18 protein-coding genes and 1 riboswitch are annotated in these 20,252 nt (G+C 68.5%); of the genes, 13 read left to right on the forward strand and 5 right to left on the reverse strand.

The features are described 5' to 3' along the window. Window positions 1–21: 21 nt before the first annotated feature. Window positions 22–1,134 (reverse strand): baeRF2 domain-containing protein, encoded by a 1,113-nt coding sequence (locus tag QP029_RS08980; protein WP_284873981.1) that lies wholly within the window; start codon window positions 1,132–1,134, stop codon window positions 22–24. Window positions 1,135–1,486: 352 nt separating this feature from the next. On the opposite strand from QP029_RS08980, the gene QP029_RS08985 reads away from it, so the two are divergent. After that, complete coding sequence (locus tag QP029_RS08985; protein WP_284873982.1) at window positions 1,487–3,292, forward strand: BCCT family transporter; 1,806 nt, start codon at window positions 1,487–1,489, stop codon at window positions 3,290–3,292. Here QP029_RS08985 and QP029_RS08990 read toward each other — a convergent pair. Beyond that, window positions 3,270–5,624 (reverse strand): ATP-binding cassette domain-containing protein, encoded by a 2,355-nt coding sequence (locus QP029_RS08990; RefSeq protein ID WP_284873983.1) that lies wholly within the window; start codon window positions 5,622–5,624, stop codon window positions 3,270–3,272. The genes QP029_RS08985 and QP029_RS08990 overlap by 23 nt on opposite strands. Continuing rightward, window positions 5,614–6,675 carry a lipoate-protein ligase small subunit gene (gene lplB, locus QP029_RS08995; protein WP_284873984.1) on the reverse strand — a complete coding sequence of 354 codons (1,062 nt, stop codon included), beginning with the start codon at window positions 6,673–6,675 and terminating at the stop codon, window positions 5,614–5,616. The genes QP029_RS08990 and lplB overlap by 11 nt, the downstream gene beginning before the upstream one ends. 34 nt (window positions 6,676–6,709) lie before the next feature. On the opposite strand from lplB, the gene QP029_RS09000 reads away from it, so the two are divergent. Next, window positions 6,710–6,841 (forward strand): hypothetical protein, encoded by a 132-nt coding sequence (locus QP029_RS09000; protein WP_284873985.1) that lies wholly within the window; start codon window positions 6,710–6,712, stop codon window positions 6,839–6,841. Between the two features lie 6 nt (window positions 6,842–6,847). Next, window positions 6,848–7,654, forward strand: a complete 807-nt coding sequence (gene zupT / locus QP029_RS09005; RefSeq protein ID WP_284873986.1) for a zinc transporter ZupT — start codon at window positions 6,848–6,850, stop codon at window positions 7,652–7,654. Here the strand turns inward: zupT and QP029_RS09010 are convergent. Together QP029_RS09010 and QP029_RS09015 are read right to left on the reverse strand one after the other, a co-directional pair. Then, the gene (locus QP029_RS09010; RefSeq protein ID WP_284873987.1) at window positions 7,623–8,804 is read right to left on the reverse strand and encodes a chloride channel protein; all 1,182 of its coding nucleotides are present in this window, start codon (window positions 8,802–8,804) and stop codon (window positions 7,623–7,625) included. The two genes, zupT and QP029_RS09010, sit on opposite strands and share 32 nt — an antisense overlap. Window positions 8,805–8,814: 10 nt before the next feature. After that, the gene (locus QP029_RS09015) at window positions 8,815–9,768 is read right to left on the reverse strand and encodes a DUF808 domain-containing protein (RefSeq protein WP_284873988.1); all 954 of its coding nucleotides are present in this window, start codon (window positions 9,766–9,768) and stop codon (window positions 8,815–8,817) included. Between the two features lie 104 nt (window positions 9,769–9,872). Here QP029_RS09015 and QP029_RS09020 point away from each other — a divergent pair, with 104 nt between their 5' ends. The 10 genes from QP029_RS09020 (at window position 9,873) to QP029_RS09065 (ending at window position 20,169) form a co-directional block, all read left to right on the forward strand. Then, window positions 9,873–10,787, forward strand: coding sequence for a 2-dehydropantoate 2-reductase (locus QP029_RS09020; RefSeq protein ID WP_284873989.1), 915 nt, complete (start codon window positions 9,873–9,875; stop codon window positions 10,785–10,787). A 10-nt stretch (window positions 10,788–10,797) separates the two neighbouring features. Continuing rightward, the gene (locus tag QP029_RS09025; RefSeq protein ID WP_284873990.1) at window positions 10,798–11,169 is read left to right on the forward strand and encodes a DUF2218 domain-containing protein; all 372 of its coding nucleotides are present in this window, start codon (window positions 10,798–10,800) and stop codon (window positions 11,167–11,169) included. A gap of 8 nt (window positions 11,170–11,177) precedes the next feature. Beyond that, a riboswitch (TPP riboswitch) is annotated at window positions 11,178–11,287 on the forward strand. Then, on the forward strand, window positions 11,279–11,869 hold the full coding sequence (locus QP029_RS09030) for an ECF transporter S component (RefSeq protein WP_284873991.1): 591 nt from the start codon (window positions 11,279–11,281) through the stop codon (window positions 11,867–11,869). Its footprint overlaps the riboswitch before it by 9 nt. Continuing rightward, window positions 11,869–13,236, forward strand: a complete 1,368-nt coding sequence (locus QP029_RS09035) for an ABC transporter ATP-binding protein (RefSeq protein WP_284873992.1) — start codon at window positions 11,869–11,871, stop codon at window positions 13,234–13,236. Before QP029_RS09030 ends, QP029_RS09035 begins: the two co-directional genes overlap by 1 nt. Beyond that, a complete protein-coding gene (locus QP029_RS09040) occupies window positions 13,233–13,997 on the forward strand; it encodes an energy-coupling factor transporter transmembrane component T family protein (protein ID WP_284873993.1) in 765 nt (254 codons plus the stop codon). Before QP029_RS09035 ends, QP029_RS09040 begins: the two co-directional genes overlap by 4 nt. After that, a complete protein-coding gene (locus tag QP029_RS09045; protein WP_284873994.1) occupies window positions 13,994–14,545 on the forward strand; it encodes a nucleoside/nucleotide kinase family protein in 552 nt (183 codons plus the stop codon). The genes QP029_RS09040 and QP029_RS09045 overlap by 4 nt, the downstream gene beginning before the upstream one ends. Before the next feature lie 153 nt (window positions 14,546–14,698). After that, window positions 14,699–16,315 (forward strand): peptide ABC transporter substrate-binding protein, encoded by a 1,617-nt coding sequence (locus QP029_RS09050; protein WP_284873995.1) that lies wholly within the window; start codon window positions 14,699–14,701, stop codon window positions 16,313–16,315. A gap of 128 nt (window positions 16,316–16,443) precedes the next feature. Continuing rightward, window positions 16,444–17,370 (forward strand): ABC transporter permease, encoded by a 927-nt coding sequence (locus QP029_RS09055; protein WP_284873996.1) that lies wholly within the window; start codon window positions 16,444–16,446, stop codon window positions 17,368–17,370. After that, window positions 17,363–18,382: an ABC transporter permease gene (locus QP029_RS09060; protein WP_284873997.1), complete on the forward strand. Its 1,020-nt coding sequence runs from the start codon at window positions 17,363–17,365 to the stop codon at window positions 18,380–18,382. Before QP029_RS09055 ends, QP029_RS09060 begins: the two co-directional genes overlap by 8 nt. An 89-nt stretch (window positions 18,383–18,471) precedes the next feature. Beyond that, a complete protein-coding gene (locus QP029_RS09065; protein ID WP_284876210.1) occupies window positions 18,472–20,169 on the forward strand; it encodes a dipeptide ABC transporter ATP-binding protein in 1,698 nt (565 codons plus the stop codon). The last annotated feature ends 83 nt before the right edge of the window (window positions 20,170–20,252 follow it).

Raw genomic sequence — 20,252 nt, forward strand, 5'->3', positions numbered from 1 at the left:
GCCGATAGGCGCGGGCAGTGATTACTGTCGCGCCCCGTCACCGGACATGCTGGCGATGGAGTTCGACGGGGTGGTGTCATCGTCCCAGCGTAGGAACGCCGCGACCCCGTCGGGCAGGGCGAGGACCTCGCTGTCGAGGGCGTAGACCCCGGCGTCGGTGAGAACCGCCTGGTAGAGCAGCTCCTCGATGTTCTTCGGTTCGCGACCGGGGTTGAAGATGACCTCGTCAGCCTGTCCCCGTTCGAGGACCTCCGACACGGCACCCGGGCCGGCGACGGATCCCGCGTCCCGGCCCTGGGTCTCCCGGAACTTCTCGGCCGTGGATTCCTGGACTCCGGCGACGTACTCGGCCAGGGCGCGGGCCAGTTCCTCCCGGAAGGACTCGCGTTCCATGCTCTGGCCACGGGTGCCGCCGGACAGTTCCACGATGCGTTCACGGACCTCGTTGCGCAGCTCCGCCTTGAGTAGCCCCTCGGCCCGGACGTCACCGGTGAGGAAGACGACATGCGGTTTACGTTCCATGACCAGCTTGTTCACCTGGGTGGCCACCGCCTCGGCGTTGCGCTCCCAGGAGTCCTCCACCCGGGCCTCGAAGTTGTCCGACCGCCAGCCGCGGCCGGAGTCGGCACCGGTGGCGCGGGCCTTGTGCAGTTCGTCGTGGCCGCCTTCGACGGTGGTGTTCTCCCCGCCGCCGTTGGTGTGGCGGCTGAGATCCGGGTCCTCCGGCGCGCGGAGGTGGAGGTCGGCGCCGGCCCGGTCGACCTCGATGAGCAGCTGGCTGACCGCGTGGGGTGTCAGCTGGAGCAGGGGCAGGAGGACGGGGTGATCACCCCACTCGATGCACTCCTGCTGCGGCGGGACCGGGAGCACCCGGTCCAGGATGATCCGGTCACCGGTGGCCAGCACTGCCCGGCCGTGGCGGCCACCGATGGAGTGCTGGCGGAACATCGATTCCTCGATGTCGGCGAGCAGACCGTCCGGTGCGCCGGCGCCGGCTGCCTGGTCACGGAACTTCTTCCACCTGGCCTCCAGTTCGGACGCGGTGGTGGGGTCGGTGCGGGTGGTGTCGAGGTAGACGGACAGGAACGGACCGTCATTGTTCTCGAGTGCGGACTTGAGCCATGGGAGCTTCATGGGGTACCTCCTCGATGATGGGGTGTTGCCTGTCCCGCCCACAGTGGCACGGGTCACTTTTTCTGACAAGGACAGTCCCCGTGACCTGCATGGTTGCCGTTGCCGGCGAAGTCGGCGGCTGCTGACGCAGTCGCCGCCGGCAGCCCTGTCCGGTGCCCGCCAGGCGGGTTGTGAGGAAATTGTGATCATGTCCCGTGTGCTCAGACTCTGCGCAGGTGAGGCCCAGGATCAGCCCGCCCGATCAGCCCGTCGCGCCCGCCCACGACCGGGGGAAAGTGGTAGAAGCCGACACCGCGTCGGGATACGTTCAGACGGTTGCCCCCTATTCCCACCTGTGTCTAAGGAGACTTCCGTGTTCGACAGACTCGCGCGATCGCTGCGGCTGCGGACGGATCCGCCGGTGTACTTCCTCACCGTCGGAATCGTCCTGGCCTTCGTGGTGGTCACCATCTTCTTCGGCGACTGGGTCAGTGACGTGTTCGGCTCCGCGTCCGACTGGATCCTGTCCAACCTCGGCTGGTTCTACGTGCTCGGCGTCACGGTGTTCCTCATCTTCCTCATCTTCGTCGCCTTCGGCCGGTCGGGCCACGTCCGCCTCGGCGGTGATGACGAACGCCCCGAGTACTCCACGATGGCCTGGTTCGCCATGCTCTTCGCCGCCGGCATCGGCACCATCCTCATGTTCTGGGGCGTGGCCGAGCCGATCTCCCACTTCGCCAACCCGCCGATGGGGGACACCGATCCGGGGTCCACGGAGGCCGCCCGGCAGGCGATCGCCCTGACCCACTACCACTTCGGCCTGCACACGTGGACGATCTTCGCCCTGCCGGCGCTGTGCTTCGCCTACTTCATCTACAAGCGCAAGATGCCCCCGCGGGTGAGCTCGATCTTCTCGCCGCTGCTCGGTGCCCGCGTCTACGGCCCGATCGGCAAGACCATCGACATCGTGGCGCTCATCGGCACGATCTTCGGCGTCGCCACGTCCGTGGGCCTGGGCACGCTGCAGATCAACGCCGGCCTCGCCGAGCTTTTCGAAGTCACCGTGTCCCCCACGGTGCAGGTCATCATCATCGTCGCCGTGACCACCGTCGCCTGCATCTCCGTCGCCCTGGGCCTGGACCGCGGCATCAAGGTGCTGTCGAACGTCAACATCTACCTGGCCATCGGCCTGCTCATCATCGTCATCCTCGCCGGCCCCACCGTCCTCGTGCTCAAGGGCACCATCGAGTCGATCGGCATCTACCTGGGTGCCCTTCCGGAGCTGGCGTTCTGGAACAACACCGTCCCCAACTCGCCGGACAACGAGACGTGGCAAAACACCTGGACGGTCTTCTACTGGGCGTGGACGATCACGTGGTCGCCGTTCGTGGGCATCTTCATCGCGCGCATCAGCCGCGGCCGCACCATCCGTGAGTTCGTCGTCGGCGTCCTGGGTCTGCCGGTCGCGTTCTCCCTCATCTGGTTCGGCGCCTTCGGCACCTCCGCCTTCAACATCGAGCGCACCGAGGGCGGCCTGGTCCAGGCCGTCGCCGTCGACGGTGACATTCCGGGAGCCCTGTTCGAGTTCCTCTCCAACTACCCGGGGGCGACGTTCCTGTCCGGGCTGTCCATCGTCATCGTGGTGCTCTTCTTCACCACCTCGGTCGACTCTGCCGCGATGGTCACCGACATGATCGCCTCCGGCAAGGAGCCGGCCACCGCTCCGACCCACCAGAAGGTCATCTGGGCGGTGCTCATGGGCGCCGTCGCCGCGGTCCTGCTGGCCGCCACCGGCGAGGGTGGCCTCTCGGCCCTGCAGCAGACGATCATCGTCGTCGGCCTGCCGTTCTTCATCATGGGCTTCATCATGATGTTCAGCCTGGGTGTCGCTCTCCGCAACGACCTCGGTGCCAGAACCCCCACCATCACCCGCCAGTGGGAGCCCGCCCACACCCCGGAGGCGTGGGAACGCAACGAGGAGGCCCCGTCGCCCGAGCCGATCGGCCCGGTCCACCACATCCCCGACGAGGACGGCGCCCTCGTCCCGGTGAACCCGGCAGTGGTCGCCGCCGCTCTCGACGAGTACGTGAAGCAGCACTCCGACGATGATGCGGAGTCGGCGGTCCGGATCGTCGAGGAGACCGAACCGGAGGAACCTACCCCGCGACGTACTCACTGAGGTAGCGGCCCGTCAGGGTCGAGGCGTCGGCGATCATCTCCGCCGGGGAACCGGTGAAGGTGATCTCGCCGCCGTCCGAGCCGGCACCCGGGCCGACGTCGATGACGTGGTCCGAGTGCACCACCACCGCCAGGTGGTGTTCGATACACACGACGGTTTTGCCGGCGTCGACGAGTCGGTCGAGCAGCCCCAGCAGCGTCTCGACATCCGCCAGGTGCAGGCCGGTGGTCGGCTCGTCGAGGATGAACACCTCGTTTTTCTCCGCCATGTGGGTGGCCAGCTTGAGACGCTGGCGCTCACCGCCGGACAAGGTGGTCAGCGGCTGGCCGAGGGTGATGTAGCCCAGGCCGACGTCCGTGAGCCGGGCGCAGATCTTCGCGGCTGCCGGGACCTTCGACTCAGCGGACGCGAAGAACTCCGCCGCCTCGGACGCCGGCATCTGCAGGACCTCGGCGATGTCCTTCCCGCCGAAGTGGTAGTCGAGGACGGCTTCGTCGAAACGTCGGCCCTCGCACACCTCGCAGGGCAGGTCGATACCGGACATGATGCCCAGATCGACGTAGACCACGCCCGCTCCCTTGCAGTTCGGGCACGCGCCCTCGGAGTTGGGGGAGAACAGGGCGGGCTTGACGTCGTTGGCCTTGGCGAAGGCCTTGCGGATCGGTTCCAGCGCCCCGGTGTAGGTGGCCGGGTTGGAGCGTCGGGAACCACGGATGGGAGCCTGGTCGACGACGACCATGTCGCTGCGTGGCGGCAGCGAGGCGATGAGGGAGGACTTGCCCGATCCCGCGACACCCGTGACGGCGGTGAGGACGCCGAGGGGGATGTCCACGTCGACGTCGCGGAGATTGTTACGGGTCGCGCCACGGATCTCGATGGCACCGTTCGCCGGGCGGACGGAGTCCTTGACCCGCACCCGGTCGTCGAGGTGGCGACCGGTGAGGGTGTCGGAGGCGCGCAGTCCGTCGACGGTGCCCTCGAACTGGATCTCGCCACCGGCGCGGCCGGCGTGCGGGCCGAGGTCGATGACGTGGTCGGCGATGGCGATGATCTCCGGCTTGTGCTCGACGACGAGCACGGTGTTGCCCTTGTCCCGCAGCTCCAGCAGGAGGTTGTTCATCCGCTGGATGTCGTGCGGGTGCAGGCCGGCGGTGGGTTCGTCGAAGACGTAGGTCACGTCCGTGAGTGCGGAGCCGAGGTGGCGGATCATCTTGGTGCGCTGCGCCTCACCTCCGGACAGGGTGCCGGCGGGGCGGTCGAGGGTGAGATAGCCCAGGCCGATCTCGACGAAGTGCTGCAGGGTCTGCCGGATCGCGCCGACCAGGGGAGCGACGGAGGGGGCGTCGACCCCTGCCATCCACTCCGCGAGGTCGAGGATCTCCATCGCACACAGTTCCGCGATGTTCTTCCCGCTGATCCGGGACTCCAGCGCGTGCCGAGCCAGCCGGGTGCCGCCGCATTCGGGGCAGGGGATGAAGGTGACGGCCCGGTCGACGAATTCGCCGATGGCCTTCTGCATGGAGTCGCGGTCCTTGGAAAGGATGGACTTCTTCACCCGGACGACCAGGCCCTCGTAGGTGTAGTTGAAGCCGTTGAACGTGATCTTCTTCGACTCCTCGTGCAGCAGGAGTTGGCGCTGTTTTTCCGTGAAGTCCCGTACCGGTGTGTCCGCCGGGTAGAGGCCGGATTCGGCGAAGGTCTTCCACACCCACCCGCCGACCTTGTAGCCGGGGACGAGGATGGCGCCGTCGTTGAGGGAGAGGGACTCGTCGATGAGCGAGGACATGTCGATGTCGGAGACCCGGCCCATGCCCTCACAGGTGGGGCACTGCCCGCCGGTGCGCTTGAAGTCCGTCCGTTCCTTCTTCCCGCCGCCGACGCTGATGGCACCTGAGGCGGAGAAGGAGGGGACGTTGAAGGAGTACGCGCCGGGGCCGCCGGCGTTGGGCTCGGCGATCCGCGAGTAGAGGATGCGCAGCATCGCGGTGGCGTCGGTGGCGGTGCCCACGGTGGACCGCGAGTTCGCGCCCATCGGTTCCTGGTCGACGATGATGGCGGTGGTGATGCCTTCGAGGTGGTCGACGTCTGGTCGGGCCAGGGTCGGCATGAAGCCCTGGACGAAGGTGGAGTAGGTCTCGTTGATCAGCCGCTGGGATTCGGCGGCGATGGTGCCGAAGACCAGGGAGGACTTGCCGGAGCCGGACACGCCGGTGAAGACGGTCAGCCGGCGTTTGGGAATCTCCACCGAGATGCCCTTGAGGTTGTTCTCGTGGGCGCCGGTGACCCGGATGACGTCGTGGGCGTCGGCCCGCGGGGTTGAGTCAGGGGACAAGGTGGGTCCATTCTTCCGTGCCGAATTTCTCGGTGACCAGGGTGTGGGCGGCGTCGAGGTCGGCGTCGTCCAGCTGGGCGGGGGTGGCGCCGTAGCGGGCGGTGAATTCGGCGATCATCGTGTCGATGATCTCCTCGCGGGTGGAGCCGGTCTGGCGGCGCAGCGGGTCGACGCGTTTCTTCGCCGAGCGCAGGCCCTTGGAGGCGAGCTTGACCTTGCCCACGCGCAGGACGTCGGTCATCTTGTCGGCGTCGATGTCGTAGCTCATCGTCGCGTGGTGCAGGACGGCACCGCGGCGGCGTTTCTGGGCGGCGCCGCCGATCTTGCCGCCGTCGGAGGTGATGTCGTTGATGGGTTCGTACCAGGCGTTGACGCCCTGCTTCCGCAGGGCGGCGAGCACCCACTGGTCGAGGTACTCGTAGGAGGCCTCGTAGCTGAGGCCGGCGACCATGGACTCGGGGACGTAGAGGGAGTAGGTCACGCAGTTGCCGCCCTCCATGAACATCGCCCCGCCGCCGGAGATCCGGCGGACGACGGTGATGCCGTGCTTCTCGACGCCCGCCGGGTCCACCTCGTTGACGTAGGACTGGTAGGAGCCGATGACGGTCGCCCTGTCCTCCCACTCCCAGAACCGCAGCGTCGGGCCGCGCTGTCCGGCGGCGACCTGGTTGAGCAGGACCTCGTCGAGGGCGACATTGACCGGGGTGGGCAGGGGACCGGGGTGGATGATCTCCCAGGCGTGGTCGGTGAAGTCGGTCGCGCCGGACACGGCGCGTTTGACCGCGACGGCGACGTCGTGGGTGCTGAAGCCGTGGAGGGCGAGGTCCTCGTGGCGGGAGAGGGCGGCGTCGATACGCTGCTGCAGATCCAGCGTGGTCTCGCGTATCGACGCCCCCGTCAGCGCCGGTCCGATACTCCCGTACGCCTCATCCGGCTCCAGGAAGAAGTCACCGGAGATCTGCGCCGCGGTGATGGTGTCCTGCTCGGTGGTGACGTCCGCGACGACGAGTTTGCCGCCGGGGACCTTGATCTCGAAGTGGTGCTGCTGCATAACCGTCGAGGATACGCGGTGTAGAACTGGTGGCATGACCCCTGTGAACCCGCCCTTTCCCCACCTGGTCCAGCTGGCCGGGCAGGACGAGACCCTCGTGTGCGGACCCGACGGGTGCGCCGCACCGGAGCCGTCGCCGGTGGAGAACACCGCCGACGTAGACTGATCCTCCATGTACGACCTGTCCACGGTGCTCTTCGCCCTCGGGCTGACCGTGTTCGCCGGTCTGTCCACGGGTATCGGCGGCGCCATCGCGGTGGCCAAGCGCAACCCCGGTGACCGATTCATGGCCGGAGCGCTGGGCTTTTCCGCCGGCGTCATGCTCTACGTCTCCTTCCTGGAGATCCTGCCCAAGGGATTCGAGGAACTCACGGCGGTGTGGGGTGAGCAGCTCGGCGCGTGGGGCGCGGTGGGCTCCTTCTTCTTCGGCATCGCCGTCATCGCGGTGATCGACCGCCTGGTGCCGGGGCCCATCAACCCGCACGAACGCGGCATCGGCGCCGATCCGTACCTGGACGCCCAGCGGCTGCGGCTGATGAAGATGGGCGCGTTCACCGCGGTGGCCATCGCCATCCACAACTTCCCCGAGGGCTTCGCCACCTTCATCGCCGGGCTGGAGGACCCGCAGGTGGCCGTGGCCGTGGCGATCGCCATCGCCATCCACAACATCCCCGAGGGCGTGGCCGTGGCCGTACCCATCCGGGAGGCCACCGGATCGCGGACGAAGGCGTTCGGATGGTCCCTGCTCACCGGCCTGGCGGAGCCCGCGGGCGCGCTCATCGGCTTCCTGCTGTTCATGCCGCTGCTCGGCCCGGTGGCCCTGGGTATCGCGTTCGCGGCCGTCGCCGGCGTCATGGTGTTCATCTGCCTCGACGAGCTGCTGCCCACCGCGCAGGCCACCGGCCGCCACCACACCGCCGTCTACGGCCTCATCGCCGGTATGGCGGTCATGGCTGTCTCCCTGCTGCTGCTGACCTGACCCACCGGTCGACACCGTAGGCGGCGACCGCCACCACGACGAGCAGCGGCAGCGTCCACCACGGCGCCCACGTCAGCTCCCAGGCGATGACCGCCGCGAACAGCGGCGACTGCTGCATGACCGCCAGCACCCCGGCGGCACCGATGAGGGCGAAGACGGCCACCAGCCCGGGGTCCACCCCGACCAGCACACCCACCAGCCCGCCGAGGGCGGCACCGACGGCGAGTGCCGGGGTGAGCGTGCCACCCACCGCGCCCGAACCGAGGGAGAACGCGGTGAGCAACGGCTTGGCCACCAGCAGGGCGAGAAAGACCCAGGCGGGGGAGTCCGCGTCGAAGGCGGTGCGGACGATGAGCTCGCCGTTGCCGGTGACCCCGGGCAGGACGAAGGAGACCGCGACGACACCGGCGGTGGCCACTCCGACGGTCAGCGGCAGCCACGCCGGGGACGACACCCCGTGGCGCTGGACGAGACCGACGAGGGCGAGGAACCCACGGCCTGCGACAACCGTGAGGGGAACGGCGGCCGCGAGCCAGGCGAGGGTGGTCACGTCGAAGGCGACCTCGGGAAACCGGTAGATCGGGCGGATGCCCATGATGAGCCAGGCGGTGACCGTCGCGATCGCGGACATGAGGGCGGCCACCGCCACCGAGCGCCAGGTCCGCCGACCGGGCAGGACCTCCACGGCGAAGAGCAGGCCGGCCAGCGGGACGTTGTACACCGCGGCCAGGCCCGCGCCGGCGGCCGCGCCGATGAGCAGCCGGCGGGCCTCCACCGGCACGGTGAACCGGCGGGCCAGGGCGTCGAGGACGGCGGCCGACGCCTGGCGGGGCGCCTGCTCCCGGCCGAGGGACACGCCGGACCCGACGGCCAGGATCTGCAGCAGGGCATCCGCGACGGTGCGGCGCAACGGCAGCCGGTCATCGGTGAGCAGGGTGTCCTCGACCCCGCGGACCGGGCCGTGCCGGCGCAGCAGCCACCAGCCGGCGCCGGCGAGCACACCGCCGAGCCCCGCCGCGACGACGGGGTGGATGACCTCGAGCCCGCCGGCCAGGAGCTGGATCCGGTGGATGAGCCAGGCCAGCGCCCCACCGATGAGCCCGGCAATGATGCCGCCGAGGACGGTGAGGAGCAGGATCCGGGCGAGCACGCCCGTGATCCTACTGCTCGTGGTGGACCGAGTCGACGGCCTTGCGGCCGGTCATCTTCTTCACGCCCATGACGATGCCGGCGACGATGACACCCCAGATGAGTCCGACGATGAGGGAGAAGAAGGTGTTGACGAGCCACCCGAGGAACCCGCCGCCGGCCGCGACCTCGAGGCCGTGGATGAAGTCGTACGGCCAGGTGATCCCGAACTCCTCGAGACCGACGACGATGATGTGGCCACCGACCCACAGCATGGCGAAGGTGCCGATGACGGAGATGGCGGTGAGGATCTTCGGCATGGCGGCGACCAGGCCGCGGCCGAAGGCCTCACCCCTGCCGGTCTCCACCATGTGCAGGCCGACGTCATCCATCTTCACCAGCAGGGCGACGGCACCGTAGACCAGGGCGGTGATGCCGATGGCCACGACGACGAGGACGGCTGCGCGGAAGAGCATCGGCTGATCGGCGATCTCGTTGAGCGAGATGACCATGATCTCCGCCGACAGGATGAGGTCCGTGGTGATGGCACCCTTGACCAGCTTGTCCTCCGCCTCCTTGGCGTTGACCTGGTCCTTGACCGGCGTCTTCTCCTCCGCGTGGCCGTCGTGGGGCAGGACCTTGTGCAGGATCTTCTCCGCACCCTCGAAGCACAGGTACGTACCGCCGACCATGAGGATCGGGGTGAGCGCCCACGGGGCGATCCACGACAGCAGCAGCGCGATCGGCAGGATGATGACGAGCTTGTTGAACAACGAGCCCTTGGTGATCCGCCAGATCATCGGCAGCTCCCGGGTCGGGTTCACGCCCGCGACGTACCGGGGGGTCACCGCAGCGTCATCCACGACGACGCCGGCCGCCTTCATGGACGTCTTGCCGGCGGCCGCGGCGACGTCGTCGATGCTGGCGGCGGCGCTCCGGGCGATGAGGGCGACGTCGTCAAGCAGGGCAATGAGGCCACCGGCCATGGCGGAACCTTTCGTTGGACGGGTGCTGGGGGGGAGCAGGGGGTCGTACTGAACAGTGAAATACTACGCCCGGCGGTAGGTGTGCGCACCTAGACTTGGCCGACATGAGAATCGCGATCATCGGAGCCGGCGCGGTCGGCGGCTGGTTCGGCGGACGCCTCGTGGAGACGGGACACGACGTCGTGTTCATCGCCCGCGGCGAGACCCTCACCGTCCTGCGCGACCGGGGCATCACCCTCAACGATGCCCCGCCCGTCCCCGTTCCGGCCGTCCCTGCCCTGTCCGAGGCAGGCGAGGTCGACCTGGTGCTGCTCGCCGTCAAGGCGACCACGGAGACGGACCTGACGGGGATGCTCGCCGGGCTGGGGGAGGGCGTACCCGTGGCGGTGACCCAGAACTCGGTCGAGGTGCCGCAACTGGTCGCCGACGTCGTGGGCACGGAACGCACCTGGCCCGGCGTCGTGCGCGGCTACTTCCACCACACCGGTCCCGGTGCGGTCGAGTTCCACGGCGGCCCCATCTCCTACACCTACGGCACCTGGGACGGCAGCGACGATCCACGGGTGGACGAGTTCGGCGCGGCCTTGACCGCGGCCGGGGTGGAGGCGGTGATCCGGGACGACATCTTCGTCGGTGTGTGGGCCAAGGCCATGTTCGTCGTCTCCACCGGCGCCCTCGGGGCACTGACCGGGGCACCGCTGGGTCAGTTGCGCACCCGTTACCGGGACTCGCTGGCCGCGATGATGACGGAGATCCACCACACCGCCCTGGCCCACGGCGTCCCGCTGGAACCCACCGCGGTGGCCGACACCCTCGCCTTCGCCGACCGCATGCCCGCTATGGCCACCAGCTCCATGCACCGCGACCTGGTCTCCGGAGCCCCGGCGGGGGAGACCGAGCTCGACGCTCAGGTGGGTGCGGTCTGCCGGATGGGCGATGCTGTGGGCGTGGACACCCGCCTGCACGATCTCCTGCTGACGGTGCTGGAACAGCGCGGAGAGCAGACACCCCTGGGGTAGCCTGAGTGGCATGACCGCCTCCGCCACCGCCCGCGTCCGCTGCGAGAAGCCAGGGCGGTACGCCAGGTCACTGGCCGCCCGCTTCGCGCACGCCGCCCACACCGACTGGGACGACGACCTGGGCCGCGGCCACCTCATGTTCACCTGGGGCCACGACGCCGAGGTGGACATGATCGCCGGCGACGGGATCCTCCTGCTCCATCTGGAGTGCGCCGCCGACGACGTCAACCAGCTCGAGGCCATGGTGGGCACCGGGGTGGTGGAGCTGGCCGAGGGCTTCGGGGCGGAGAGCATCGAGGTGGAGTGGAAACGCGCCGGGGGAGAGCCGGGCACCCGATGGGTGGGCCCGAGATCCACCCCTGCTGCGGGTGGGCTAGACTGACCGGCGCACATTGACACCACGGGTGCCCGGTGAAACTCCGGGCTGAGACGCCGTCCACGGCGAACCGTCGAACCTGATCCGGTTAGTACCGGCGCTAGGGAGACATACTGTGACCACTGATTCCTCGCGCGCCTCCTGGCGCGTCATCGACATCATCATCGCCTCCGTCCTGGGTGTGGCCTGCGGCCTCATCTTCTGGCTGTGGAACTCCATCGGCTATGCCTGGTTCACCGCCATGGACGCACTCACCCCCGGCTTCGGCGGCCTCGCCGTGGGGATCTGGCTCATCGGCGGCGTCCTCGGCGGGCTGGTGATCCGCAAACCGGGCGCCGCCCTGTTCGTCGAACTGCTCGCCGCGATCGTCTCCGCCCTGCTGGGTAACCAGTGGGGGATCGAGACGATGTACTCCGGCCTGGCCCAGGGCCTCGGCGCCGAGCTCGTCTTCGCCGCCTTCGGCTACCGCCGCTTCACCCTCCCGGTGGCCATGCTCGCCGGCGTCGGCGCGGCCGTGGGGGCGTTCATCCTCGAGCTGTTCACCAGCGCCAACCTGGCCAAGTCGCTGACCTTCAACTCCATCTACCTCACCTGCCTGGTCATCTCCAGCGCGATCCTCGCCGGCCTGCTCGGTCACTGGCTGGTCAGGGCACTGGCCGCGACCGGTGCCCTCGACCGTTTCGCCGCCGGCCGAAAGCGCGTGTGATGGCTCCGCTCGTCGAGGCCCGCGGCCTCGGCTGGCGGCACGCCTCCCGCATCCACCCGGCACTGTCCGGCATCGACCTCACCGTCCGGCGCGGCGAGCGGATCCTGCTCACCGGCGACTCCGGGGCAGGCAAGTCCACCCTGCTGGCCGCCCTGGCCGGCTTGCTCGGTGACGAGGAGGACGGCGACCAGGCCGGCACCCTCACCGTCCGCGGCACCGTCGGCATGGTCCTGCAGGACCCCGACTCCCAGGTCATCTCCTCCCGCATCGGCGACGACGTCGCCTTCGGCTGCGAGAACCTCCGTGTCCCCCGCGACGAGATCTGGCCCCGGGTCCGCCGCGCCCTCGATCTGGTCGGACTGGACCTGCCGCTCGACCATCCCACCCGGTACCTCTCCGGCGGGCAGAAGCAGCGGCTGGCGCTGGCCGGCGTCATCGCCATGGGTGCCGAACTCATCCTCCTCGACGAGCCCACCGCCAACCTCGACCCGGCCGGACAGACCGAGATCGTCGAGGCCGTCGAGGCCGTGGTGGCCGAGACCGGAGCCGCCCTCATCGTCGTGGAACACCGCCCGCACCTGTGGCGGGCGATGATGGACCGGTTCCTGCGCCTGGAGTCCGGCACGACCGGCACGGCCGGCACGGCCGGTGGCTCCGGTGGCGGGGGCAGTGCCCGCCTTGTGGAGACCACCGCCGACGACCTGCCGTCGCTGCCGGTGCTGCCCGCCGCCCCCGGCGTCCCCGCCGGGACGCGTTCCCTGGTCGAGGCCCGTGAGCTGCAGACCATCTGGGGCCCACCCCGGACCCTGGACCTGCCCGCCGGATGCTCGACCGTGCTCACCGGGCCCAACGGCGCCGGCAAGTCCACCCTGGCTCTGACCCTGGCCGGACTCCTGCCCCCGGAGGGCGGTCGACTGCACTACGCCGAGGACCTGCGCCAGGGACTGCGGAAGGCGCCCCACGCCTGGACCTCCCGGCAGCTGGCCGACCGCATCGGCTACGTCTTCCAGGACCCCGAGCACCAGTTCGTCGCCCGGACGGTCGGCGAGGAGATGGCGGTGTCCGGAGGTGACCCGGATCGGATCGACGAGCTCATGACCCGCCTGCGGCTGGCGCATCTCGCCGAGGCCAACCCCTTCACCCTCTCCGGCGGGGAGAAACGCCGCCTGTCCGTGGCCACCGCCCTGGTCAACGCGCCGACACTGGTGGTCCTCGACGAACCGACCTTCGGCCAGGACCCCGGCACCTTCACCGAACTGGTCGGCCTGGTCCGGCAGCTCACCGCCGACGGGGTGACGGTCCTGTCCATCACCCACGACGAGGCCTACCGCCACGCCCTCGGCGATCATGAGGTGGTGATCCGGTGAACCTCCTGCGCGACATCAACCCCGTCACCCGCATCCTCGGGCTCATCCTGCTGACCACCCCGCTGCTGCTGTCGGTCGACGTCGTCTCCGCCGGGGTGGCCCTGGCCTTCACCGTCCTCGTCGCCCCCTTCTGCGGCGTCAGCTGGGGCCGGCTGCTGCGCCGCGGCTGGCCCATCCTGCTCGCCGCGCCGCTGGCCGCCATCCCCATGGCCCTCTACGGCCGACCGGAGGGGGAAACCTACGCCCAGTTCCTCTTCGCCCACGTCACCGACAACTCCCTCCAGCTGGCCGCGGCGATCTTCGTCCGTGTCCTCGCCGTCGGCCTGCCCGTCATCGTCCTGTCCGCGGACGTGGACCCCACCGACCTCGGCGACGGCCTGGCCCAGGTCCTGCGCCTGCCTGAACGTTTCGTCCTCGGCGCCGTGGCCGCCGCCCGCCTGGTGTCGCTGTTCCGCGACGACCTCGACTCCATGCGTCGCGCGCGCCGGGCCCGGGGGATCGCCGACCAGGGCCGGATCCGCTACTTCCTCACCCTCGCCTTCGGCCTGCTCGTCCTGTCGCTGCGCCGGGGAGCCAAGCTCGCCACCGCCATGGAGGCCCGCGGCTTCAACCGCGTCGCCGAGCACGGCCGAACCTGGGCGCGCGAGTCGAGCCTGTCCGCGCGCGACTGGATCGTCATGGCCGTGTGCCTGGTGGTGTCCGTCGCGTCGATCGGCATCGCCGTCGCCGTCGGCTCCTTCCGTTTCCTGGGGGTGGCATGACCCGCCTCACCGTCCTCGTCGACGGCCCCTCCGGTGCCGGCAAGACCACCTTCGCCGAGGCCGTCTCCCGTCGCACCGGGATCCCCGTGGTGCACCTCGACGACTTCTACCCGGGCTGGTCGGGGCTTGCGGCCGCCTCCCGCATGGTCGTCGACGATGTCCTGCACCCCACCCGGCCCGGCTATCGCCGCTGGGACTGGGAGAACTCCGTTCCTGCCGACCGGGTGTTTCTGGACCCGGGGGATTCGCTCCTCATCGAGGGAGTGGGGGCGATCACCGAGGCGTCGGTGGCCGCTGCGGGACTGCTTGGCGACGTCCTCACTGTCCGCCTCAGTGCCCCCGTCACCGTCCGTAGGGCCCGGGCTCTCGCCCGGGACGCCGACTACGAACCGTGGTGGGACATGTGGGCGGAGCAGGAGGCCGGGCACTTCGCAGAGCACGGGGATCTGCCCGTTGACTTCGAACTGGAGTGGACCCCGGAAGGATTCTCCGGGGGTGGCGGGGGTGGCCCGGCGATAAACATTCACGGGCAGTTGCCAGACGTCTGATGTGGCAAACGGCAGGTGAACGGCCCGTTACGCCGGCGTAGACCCGGTGGCTTTCCGGCCAAAACGTGACGGCGGGGCGGTGCGGCAATTTTAATGAGCCGGGTCACAGTTTATGCTTGGTCAAACACCCATATCGACCTGGAGGTCCACAGCATGACTCTCAGAAAGAAAGCGTTCGGGGCGCTGGCTGCCACCACCCTGGTATTCGGCCTGGCTGCCTGCGGCGACTCCGACTCCGGCAACGGTGACTCGGCCAACGGCGGCGGCGACGGCAACGGGGGCGGCGACAACTACGTGACCGCCAACGGCACCGAGCCGCAGAACCCGCTCATCCCGTCCAACACCAACGAAGTGGGCGGCGGCAACATCGTCGACCTGATCTACTCCGGCCTCGTCTACTACGACGCCGAGGGCAAGATCCACAACGAGATGGCCGAGTCGATCGAGCCGGAGGGTGACAAGACCTTCCGCGTCACCCTCAAGGACGGCTGGACCTTCGCCGACGGCACTGAGATCACCGCGCAGCACTTCGTGGACACCTGGAACCACGCGGTGGCCAACTCCCACCTCTCCGCCTACTTCTTCGAGCCGATCATGGGCTACGAGGAGGGTGCCGAGTCCATGGAGGGCCTGCAGGTCGTCGACGACAAGACCTTCACCATCGAGCTCAACCAGCCCGAGGCCGACTTCCCGCAGCGTCTGGGCTACTCCGCCTTCTACCCGCTGCCGGACGAGGCACGCGAGGACGAGGCCGCCTTCGGCGAGAACCCGAACGGTAACGGCCCCTACAAGCTCCTGGAGTGGAACCACAACCAGGACGCCACCGTCGTCCCGAACGAGGAGTACCAGGGCGAGCGCACCCCGCAGAACGACGGCATCAAGTTCGTCTTCTACGCCCAGCAGGACGCCGCCTACAACGACCTCCTGGCCGGCAACCTCGACACCCTGGACGCCATCCCGGACATCGCCTTCTCCACCTTCGAGGACGAGCTCGGCGAGCGCGCCGTGAACCAGCCCTCCGCCGTCTTCCAGTCCTTCACCATCCCGGAGAGCCTCGAGCACTGGGGTGGCGAAGAGGGCAAGCTGCGCCGCCAGGCCCTGTCCCACGCCATCGACCGCGAAGAGATCACCAACACCATCTTCGAGGGCACCCGCACCCCGGCCACCGACTTCACCTCCCCGGTCCTCCCGGGCTACGACGGTGACGTCGCCGGCAACGATGTCCTCGACTTCGATCCCGAGCGCGCCAAGGAGCTGTGGGCCCAGGCCGACGAGATCGCTCCGTTCACCGGTGAGTTCACCCTCTCCTACAACGCCGACGGTGGCCACCAGGCCTGGGTCGACGCGGTGACCAACTCCATCCGCAACAACCTCGGCATCGAGGCTGTGGGCAACCCGTACCCGGACTTCAAGTCCCTGCGCGATGACGTCACCGGCCGCACCATCCAGGGCGCCTTCCGTGCCGGCTGGCAGGCCGACTACCCGTCCGCGGGTAACTTCCTCGGCCCGCTCTACGGCACCGGCGCCGGCTCCAACGACGGCGACTACTCCAACCCGGACTTCGACGCCAAGCTGGCCGAGGCCGCAGGCTCTGACTCCCCGGAGGCGGCCGCCGGCATCTACAACGAGGCCCAGGAGATCCTGTTCCAGGACCTGCCGGCCATCCCGCTCTGGTACTCCAACGTCGCGGGCGGCTACAGCGAGAACGTCGACAACGTCACCTTCTCCTGGAAGTCTGTCCCGGTGTACTACGAGATCACCAAGCAGTAGACCGCCACGGACCACGATCTGATCCGTGACATCTGACCAGTTCGACTTACCCCGCGTGAGGGTCACTCACGCGGGGTTTGGTCGTGCCTGCGGTCAGGTGCCCGAACGGATCTAGCTAAGGAATAGTTATGTTGCGCTACATCGGGCGACGACTGCTCCAGATGATCCCCGTGTTCTTCGGAGCCACGCTGCTCATCTACGCACTCGTCTTCCTCATGCCCGGCGACCCGGTCGAAGCCCTCGGCGGCGACCGCGGACTGACCGAGGCCGCTCGCGCCCGCATCGAGGCCGAGTACAACCTGGACAAACCCTTCATCGTCCAGTACCTGCTCTACATCAAGGGCATCTTCACGCTCGACTTCGGCACCACCTTCTCCGGCCAGCCCGTCTCCAGCGTGATGGCCAACGCCTTCCCGGTCACCATCAAACTGGCCGCCATGGCGCTGGTCTTCGAGGCCGTCTTCGGCATCATCTTCGGTGTCATCGCCGGTGTCCGTCGCGGCGGCATCTTCGACTCCACCGTCCTGGTCATGTCGCTGATCGTCATCGCCGTGCCGTCCTTCGTCATCGGCTTCGTCCTCCAGTTCCTCGTGGGTGTGAAATGGGGGATCCTGCCGGTCACCGTCGGCTCGAGAGAGGACTTCACCTCGCTGCTCATGCCGGCGGTCGTGCTGGGAGCTGTGTCCTTCGCGTACGTGCTCCGCCTGACCCGGCAGTCCGTCAGTGAGAACCTGCGCGCCGACTACGTCCGTACCGCCCGGGCCAAGGGCCTGAGCAACGGCCGGGTCATGGGCCGACACGTCCTGCGTAACTCGCTCATCCCGGTGGCCACCTTCCTGGGTGCGGACCTGGGTGCGCTCATGGGTGGCGCGATCGTCACCGAGGGCATCTTCGCCATCAACGGCGTCGGTGGCTCGATCTACCAGGCCATCATCAAGGGCGAACCGACCACGGTCGTGTCCTTCACCACCGTGCTGGTCATCGTGTACATCATCGCCAACCTCATCGTGGACCTGATCTACGCCGTGCTCGACCCGAGGATCCGATATGCCTGACATCAACCGCAACGTCTCCAACCCCGCCGGCGAGGAGGAGATCCTCGCCGGCAACCGACTGCGCAGCCGTTCCGAACTGCGCCCCGGGCAGGACCACTACATCGCCGAGACCGACGAGACCGGCCTCGGTGCCGTCGACGCGGTGTCCGACGAGTCCGCCCCGGTGTCCCAGTGGCGTCAGGCGTGGCGTAACCTGCGCAGCCGTCCGCTGTTCTGGGTCTCCGCCGTTCTCATTCTCGTGGCGGTCCTGCTGGCCATGTTCCCGCAGCTGTTCACCTCCACCGACCCGCGCATGTGCGTGCTCGCCAACTCCCTCGACGAGCCGCAGCCGGGCCACCCCTTCGGCTTCGACCGTCAGGGCTGTGACATCTTCGCCCGTACCATCTATGGTGCCCGTGCCTCTGTGTCCGTGGGCATCCTCACCACCGCCCTCGTCGTGCTCATCGGCACGACCATCGGCGCGCTCGCCGGTTACTTCGGCGGCATCCTGGACACCCTGCTCTCCCGCCTGACGGACATCTTCTTCGCCGTCCCGCTGGTGCTCGCCGCCATCGTCGTCATGCAGGTGTTCAAGGACTACCGCACGGTGGCCACCGTCGTGCTCGTCCTCGGCCTGTTCGGCTGGACCAACATCGCCCGTATCACCCGTGGTGCGGTCCTGAGCGTGAAGAATGAGGAGTACGTCACCGCCGCCCGCGCACTCGGCGCGTCGAAGTGGAAGATCCTCACCAGCCACGTCCTCCCCAACGCGGCGGCCCCGATCATCGTCTACGCCACCGTCGCACTGGGCACCTTCATCGTCGCCGAGGCCACCCTGTCCTTCCTGGGCATCGGCCTGCCGCCGACCATCGTCAGCTGGGGTGGCGACATCTCCGCCGCCCAGGCCAGCCTGCGTACCCGCCCGATGGTCCTGTTCTATCCGGCCATGGCGCTGGCGCTGACCGTGCTCAGCTTCATCATGATGGGTGACGTCGTCCGCGACGCCCTGGATCCGAAGGCGAGGAAGCGATGACCACCACCGACAACACCGACAACACCGACAACACCGGCAACATCGGTGCCACCGACGCCGCCGGCACCGCCCAGGCGCCGCTGCTGGAGATGAAGGACGTCAAGATCGCCTTCACGTCCTCCACCGGCATCGTCGAGGCCGTCCGCGGCATCAACATGACCATCTACCCGGGCCAGTCCGTCGCCATCGTCGGCGAGTCCGGTTCTGGCAAGTCCACCGCGGCGATGTCGATCCTCGGCCTGCTGCCGGGCACCGGCACCGTCACCGACGGGCAGATCATCTTCGACGGTGAGGACATCACCGGTCTGTCCGACAAGCAGATGCAGAAGTACCGTGGTTCCGAGATCGGTCTCGTGCCGCAGGACCCGATGTCCAACCTCAACCCCGTGTGGCGGATCGGCACCCAGGTCGCCGAGTCGCTCAAGGCCAACAACGTGGTCAAGGGCTCCGAGGTGGGTGCCCGCGTCACGGAGCTGCTCGAGGAGGCCGGGCTTCCCGACGCCGAGCGGCGCGCCAAGCAGTACCCGCACGAGTTCTCCGGCGGCATGCGCCAGCGTGCTCTCATCGCCGTGGGCCTGGCCGCCCGCCCGAAGCTGCTCATCGCCGATGAGCCGACCTCCGCGCTCGACGTGACGGTGCAGAAGCGCATTCTCGATCACCTGGAGGGCCTGACCCGGGACCTGGGCACCGCCGTCCTGTTCATCACCCACGATCTGGGCCTGGCCGCCGAGCGTGCCGAGCACCTCGTGGTCATGCACCGTGGACGCATCGTCGAGTCCGGACCGAGCCTGCAGATCCTGCGCAACCCGCAGCACCCGTACACCCAGCGTCTGGTGAAGGCTGCGCCGTCCCTGGCGTCGTCGCGCATCCAGTCCGCGCTGGCCGCCGGCGAGCAGTCGGCGGAACTGGTGGCCAAGGGTGACGTCCAGGAGACGGAGGAGGTCATCCGCGTCGAGAACCTCACCAGGATTTTCGACGTCCGCGGCTCCCGCGGCGACAAGAAGTCCCTCCGCGCTGTCGATGACGTCTCATTCACCCTGCGCAGGGGTTCGACCCTGGCACTGGTCGGCGAGTCCGGTTCCGGTAAGTCCACCGCCGCGAACATGGTGCTCAACCTCCTGGAGCCGAGCGAGGGCAAGGTGTTCTACAAGGGCACCGACCTGTCCACCCTGTCGGGCAAGGAACTGTTCGAGATGCGTCGCAAGATGCAGGTCGTCTTCCAGAACCCCTACGGCTCGCTCGACCCGATGTACTCCATCTACAAGTGCATCGAGGAGCCGTTGGCACTGCACAAGGTGGGCACCCGCAAGGACCGGGAGGCCCGCGTGGCGGATCTGCTCGACATGGTCGCCATGCCGAGGTCAGCCATGCGTCGATTCCCCAACGAGCTCTCCGGTGGTCAGCGGCAGCGCATCGCGATCGCCCGTGCCCTGGCGCTGAAGCCGGAGGTGCTCGTCCTCGACGAGGCCGTCTCCGCGCTCGACGTGCTGGTGCAGAACCAGATCATCCAGCTGCTCGCCGAGCTGCAGGACGAACTGGACCTGTCCTACCTGTTCATCACCCACGATCTCGCCGTGGTCCGTCAGATCGCCGATGAAGTCGTCGTGATGAAGCAGGGTGCGGTCGTGGAGCAGGGGACGGCGGACGAGATCTTCGCCAACCCGCAGCAGGACTACACCCGCGACCTCATCGAGTCGGTCCCGGGCCTCAACATCGAGCTGGGCACCGGATCCCAGCTCGGTCTCACCGAGGACGGGGGAGCAGGCGCCGGCAGCACCCGCGTCTGATCCACCTGACAGCAACAGACCCCGCCACCGCACGATCAGTGTGCGGCGGCGGGGTCTGTTGCTGCCCGGGCAGGGCCGGGCAG

Source organism: Corynebacterium suedekumii (genome assembly GCF_030252185.1).
In the GTDB taxonomy this organism is placed as follows: Bacteria; Actinomycetota; Actinomycetes; order Mycobacteriales; family Mycobacteriaceae; genus Corynebacterium; species Corynebacterium suedekumii.

Coding starts and splice junctions, on each gene's coding strand:
- QP029_RS08980 (WP_284873981.1), bottom strand. CDS start 1,134: ATGAAGCTCCCATGGCTCAAGTCCGCACTCGAGAACAATGACGGTCCG.
- lplB (WP_284873984.1), bottom strand. CDS start 6,675: ATGCAGCAGCACCACTTCGAGATCAAGGTCCCCGGCGGCAAACTCGTC.
- QP029_RS09000 (WP_284873985.1), top strand. CDS start 6,710: ATGACCCCTGTGAACCCGCCCTTTCCCCACCTGGTCCAGCTGGCCGGG.
- zupT (WP_284873986.1), top strand. CDS start 6,848: ATGTACGACCTGTCCACGGTGCTCTTCGCCCTCGGGCTGACCGTGTTC.
- QP029_RS09015 (WP_284873988.1), bottom strand. CDS start 9,768: ATGGCCGGTGGCCTCATTGCCCTGCTTGACGACGTCGCCCTCATCGCC.
- QP029_RS09020 (WP_284873989.1), top strand. CDS start 9,873: ATGAGAATCGCGATCATCGGAGCCGGCGCGGTCGGCGGCTGGTTCGGC.
- QP029_RS09025 (WP_284873990.1), top strand. CDS start 10,798: ATGACCGCCTCCGCCACCGCCCGCGTCCGCTGCGAGAAGCCAGGGCGG.
- QP029_RS09035 (WP_284873992.1), top strand. CDS start 11,869: ATGGCTCCGCTCGTCGAGGCCCGCGGCCTCGGCTGGCGGCACGCCTCC.
- QP029_RS09045 (WP_284873994.1), top strand. CDS start 13,994: ATGACCCGCCTCACCGTCCTCGTCGACGGCCCCTCCGGTGCCGGCAAG.
- QP029_RS09050 (WP_284873995.1), top strand. CDS start 14,699: ATGACTCTCAGAAAGAAAGCGTTCGGGGCGCTGGCTGCCACCACCCTG.
- QP029_RS09055 (WP_284873996.1), top strand. CDS start 16,444: ATGTTGCGCTACATCGGGCGACGACTGCTCCAGATGATCCCCGTGTTC.
- QP029_RS09060 (WP_284873997.1), top strand. CDS start 17,363: ATGCCTGACATCAACCGCAACGTCTCCAACCCCGCCGGCGAGGAGGAG.
- QP029_RS09065 (WP_284876210.1), top strand. CDS start 18,472: ATGAAGGACGTCAAGATCGCCTTCACGTCCTCCACCGGCATCGTCGAG.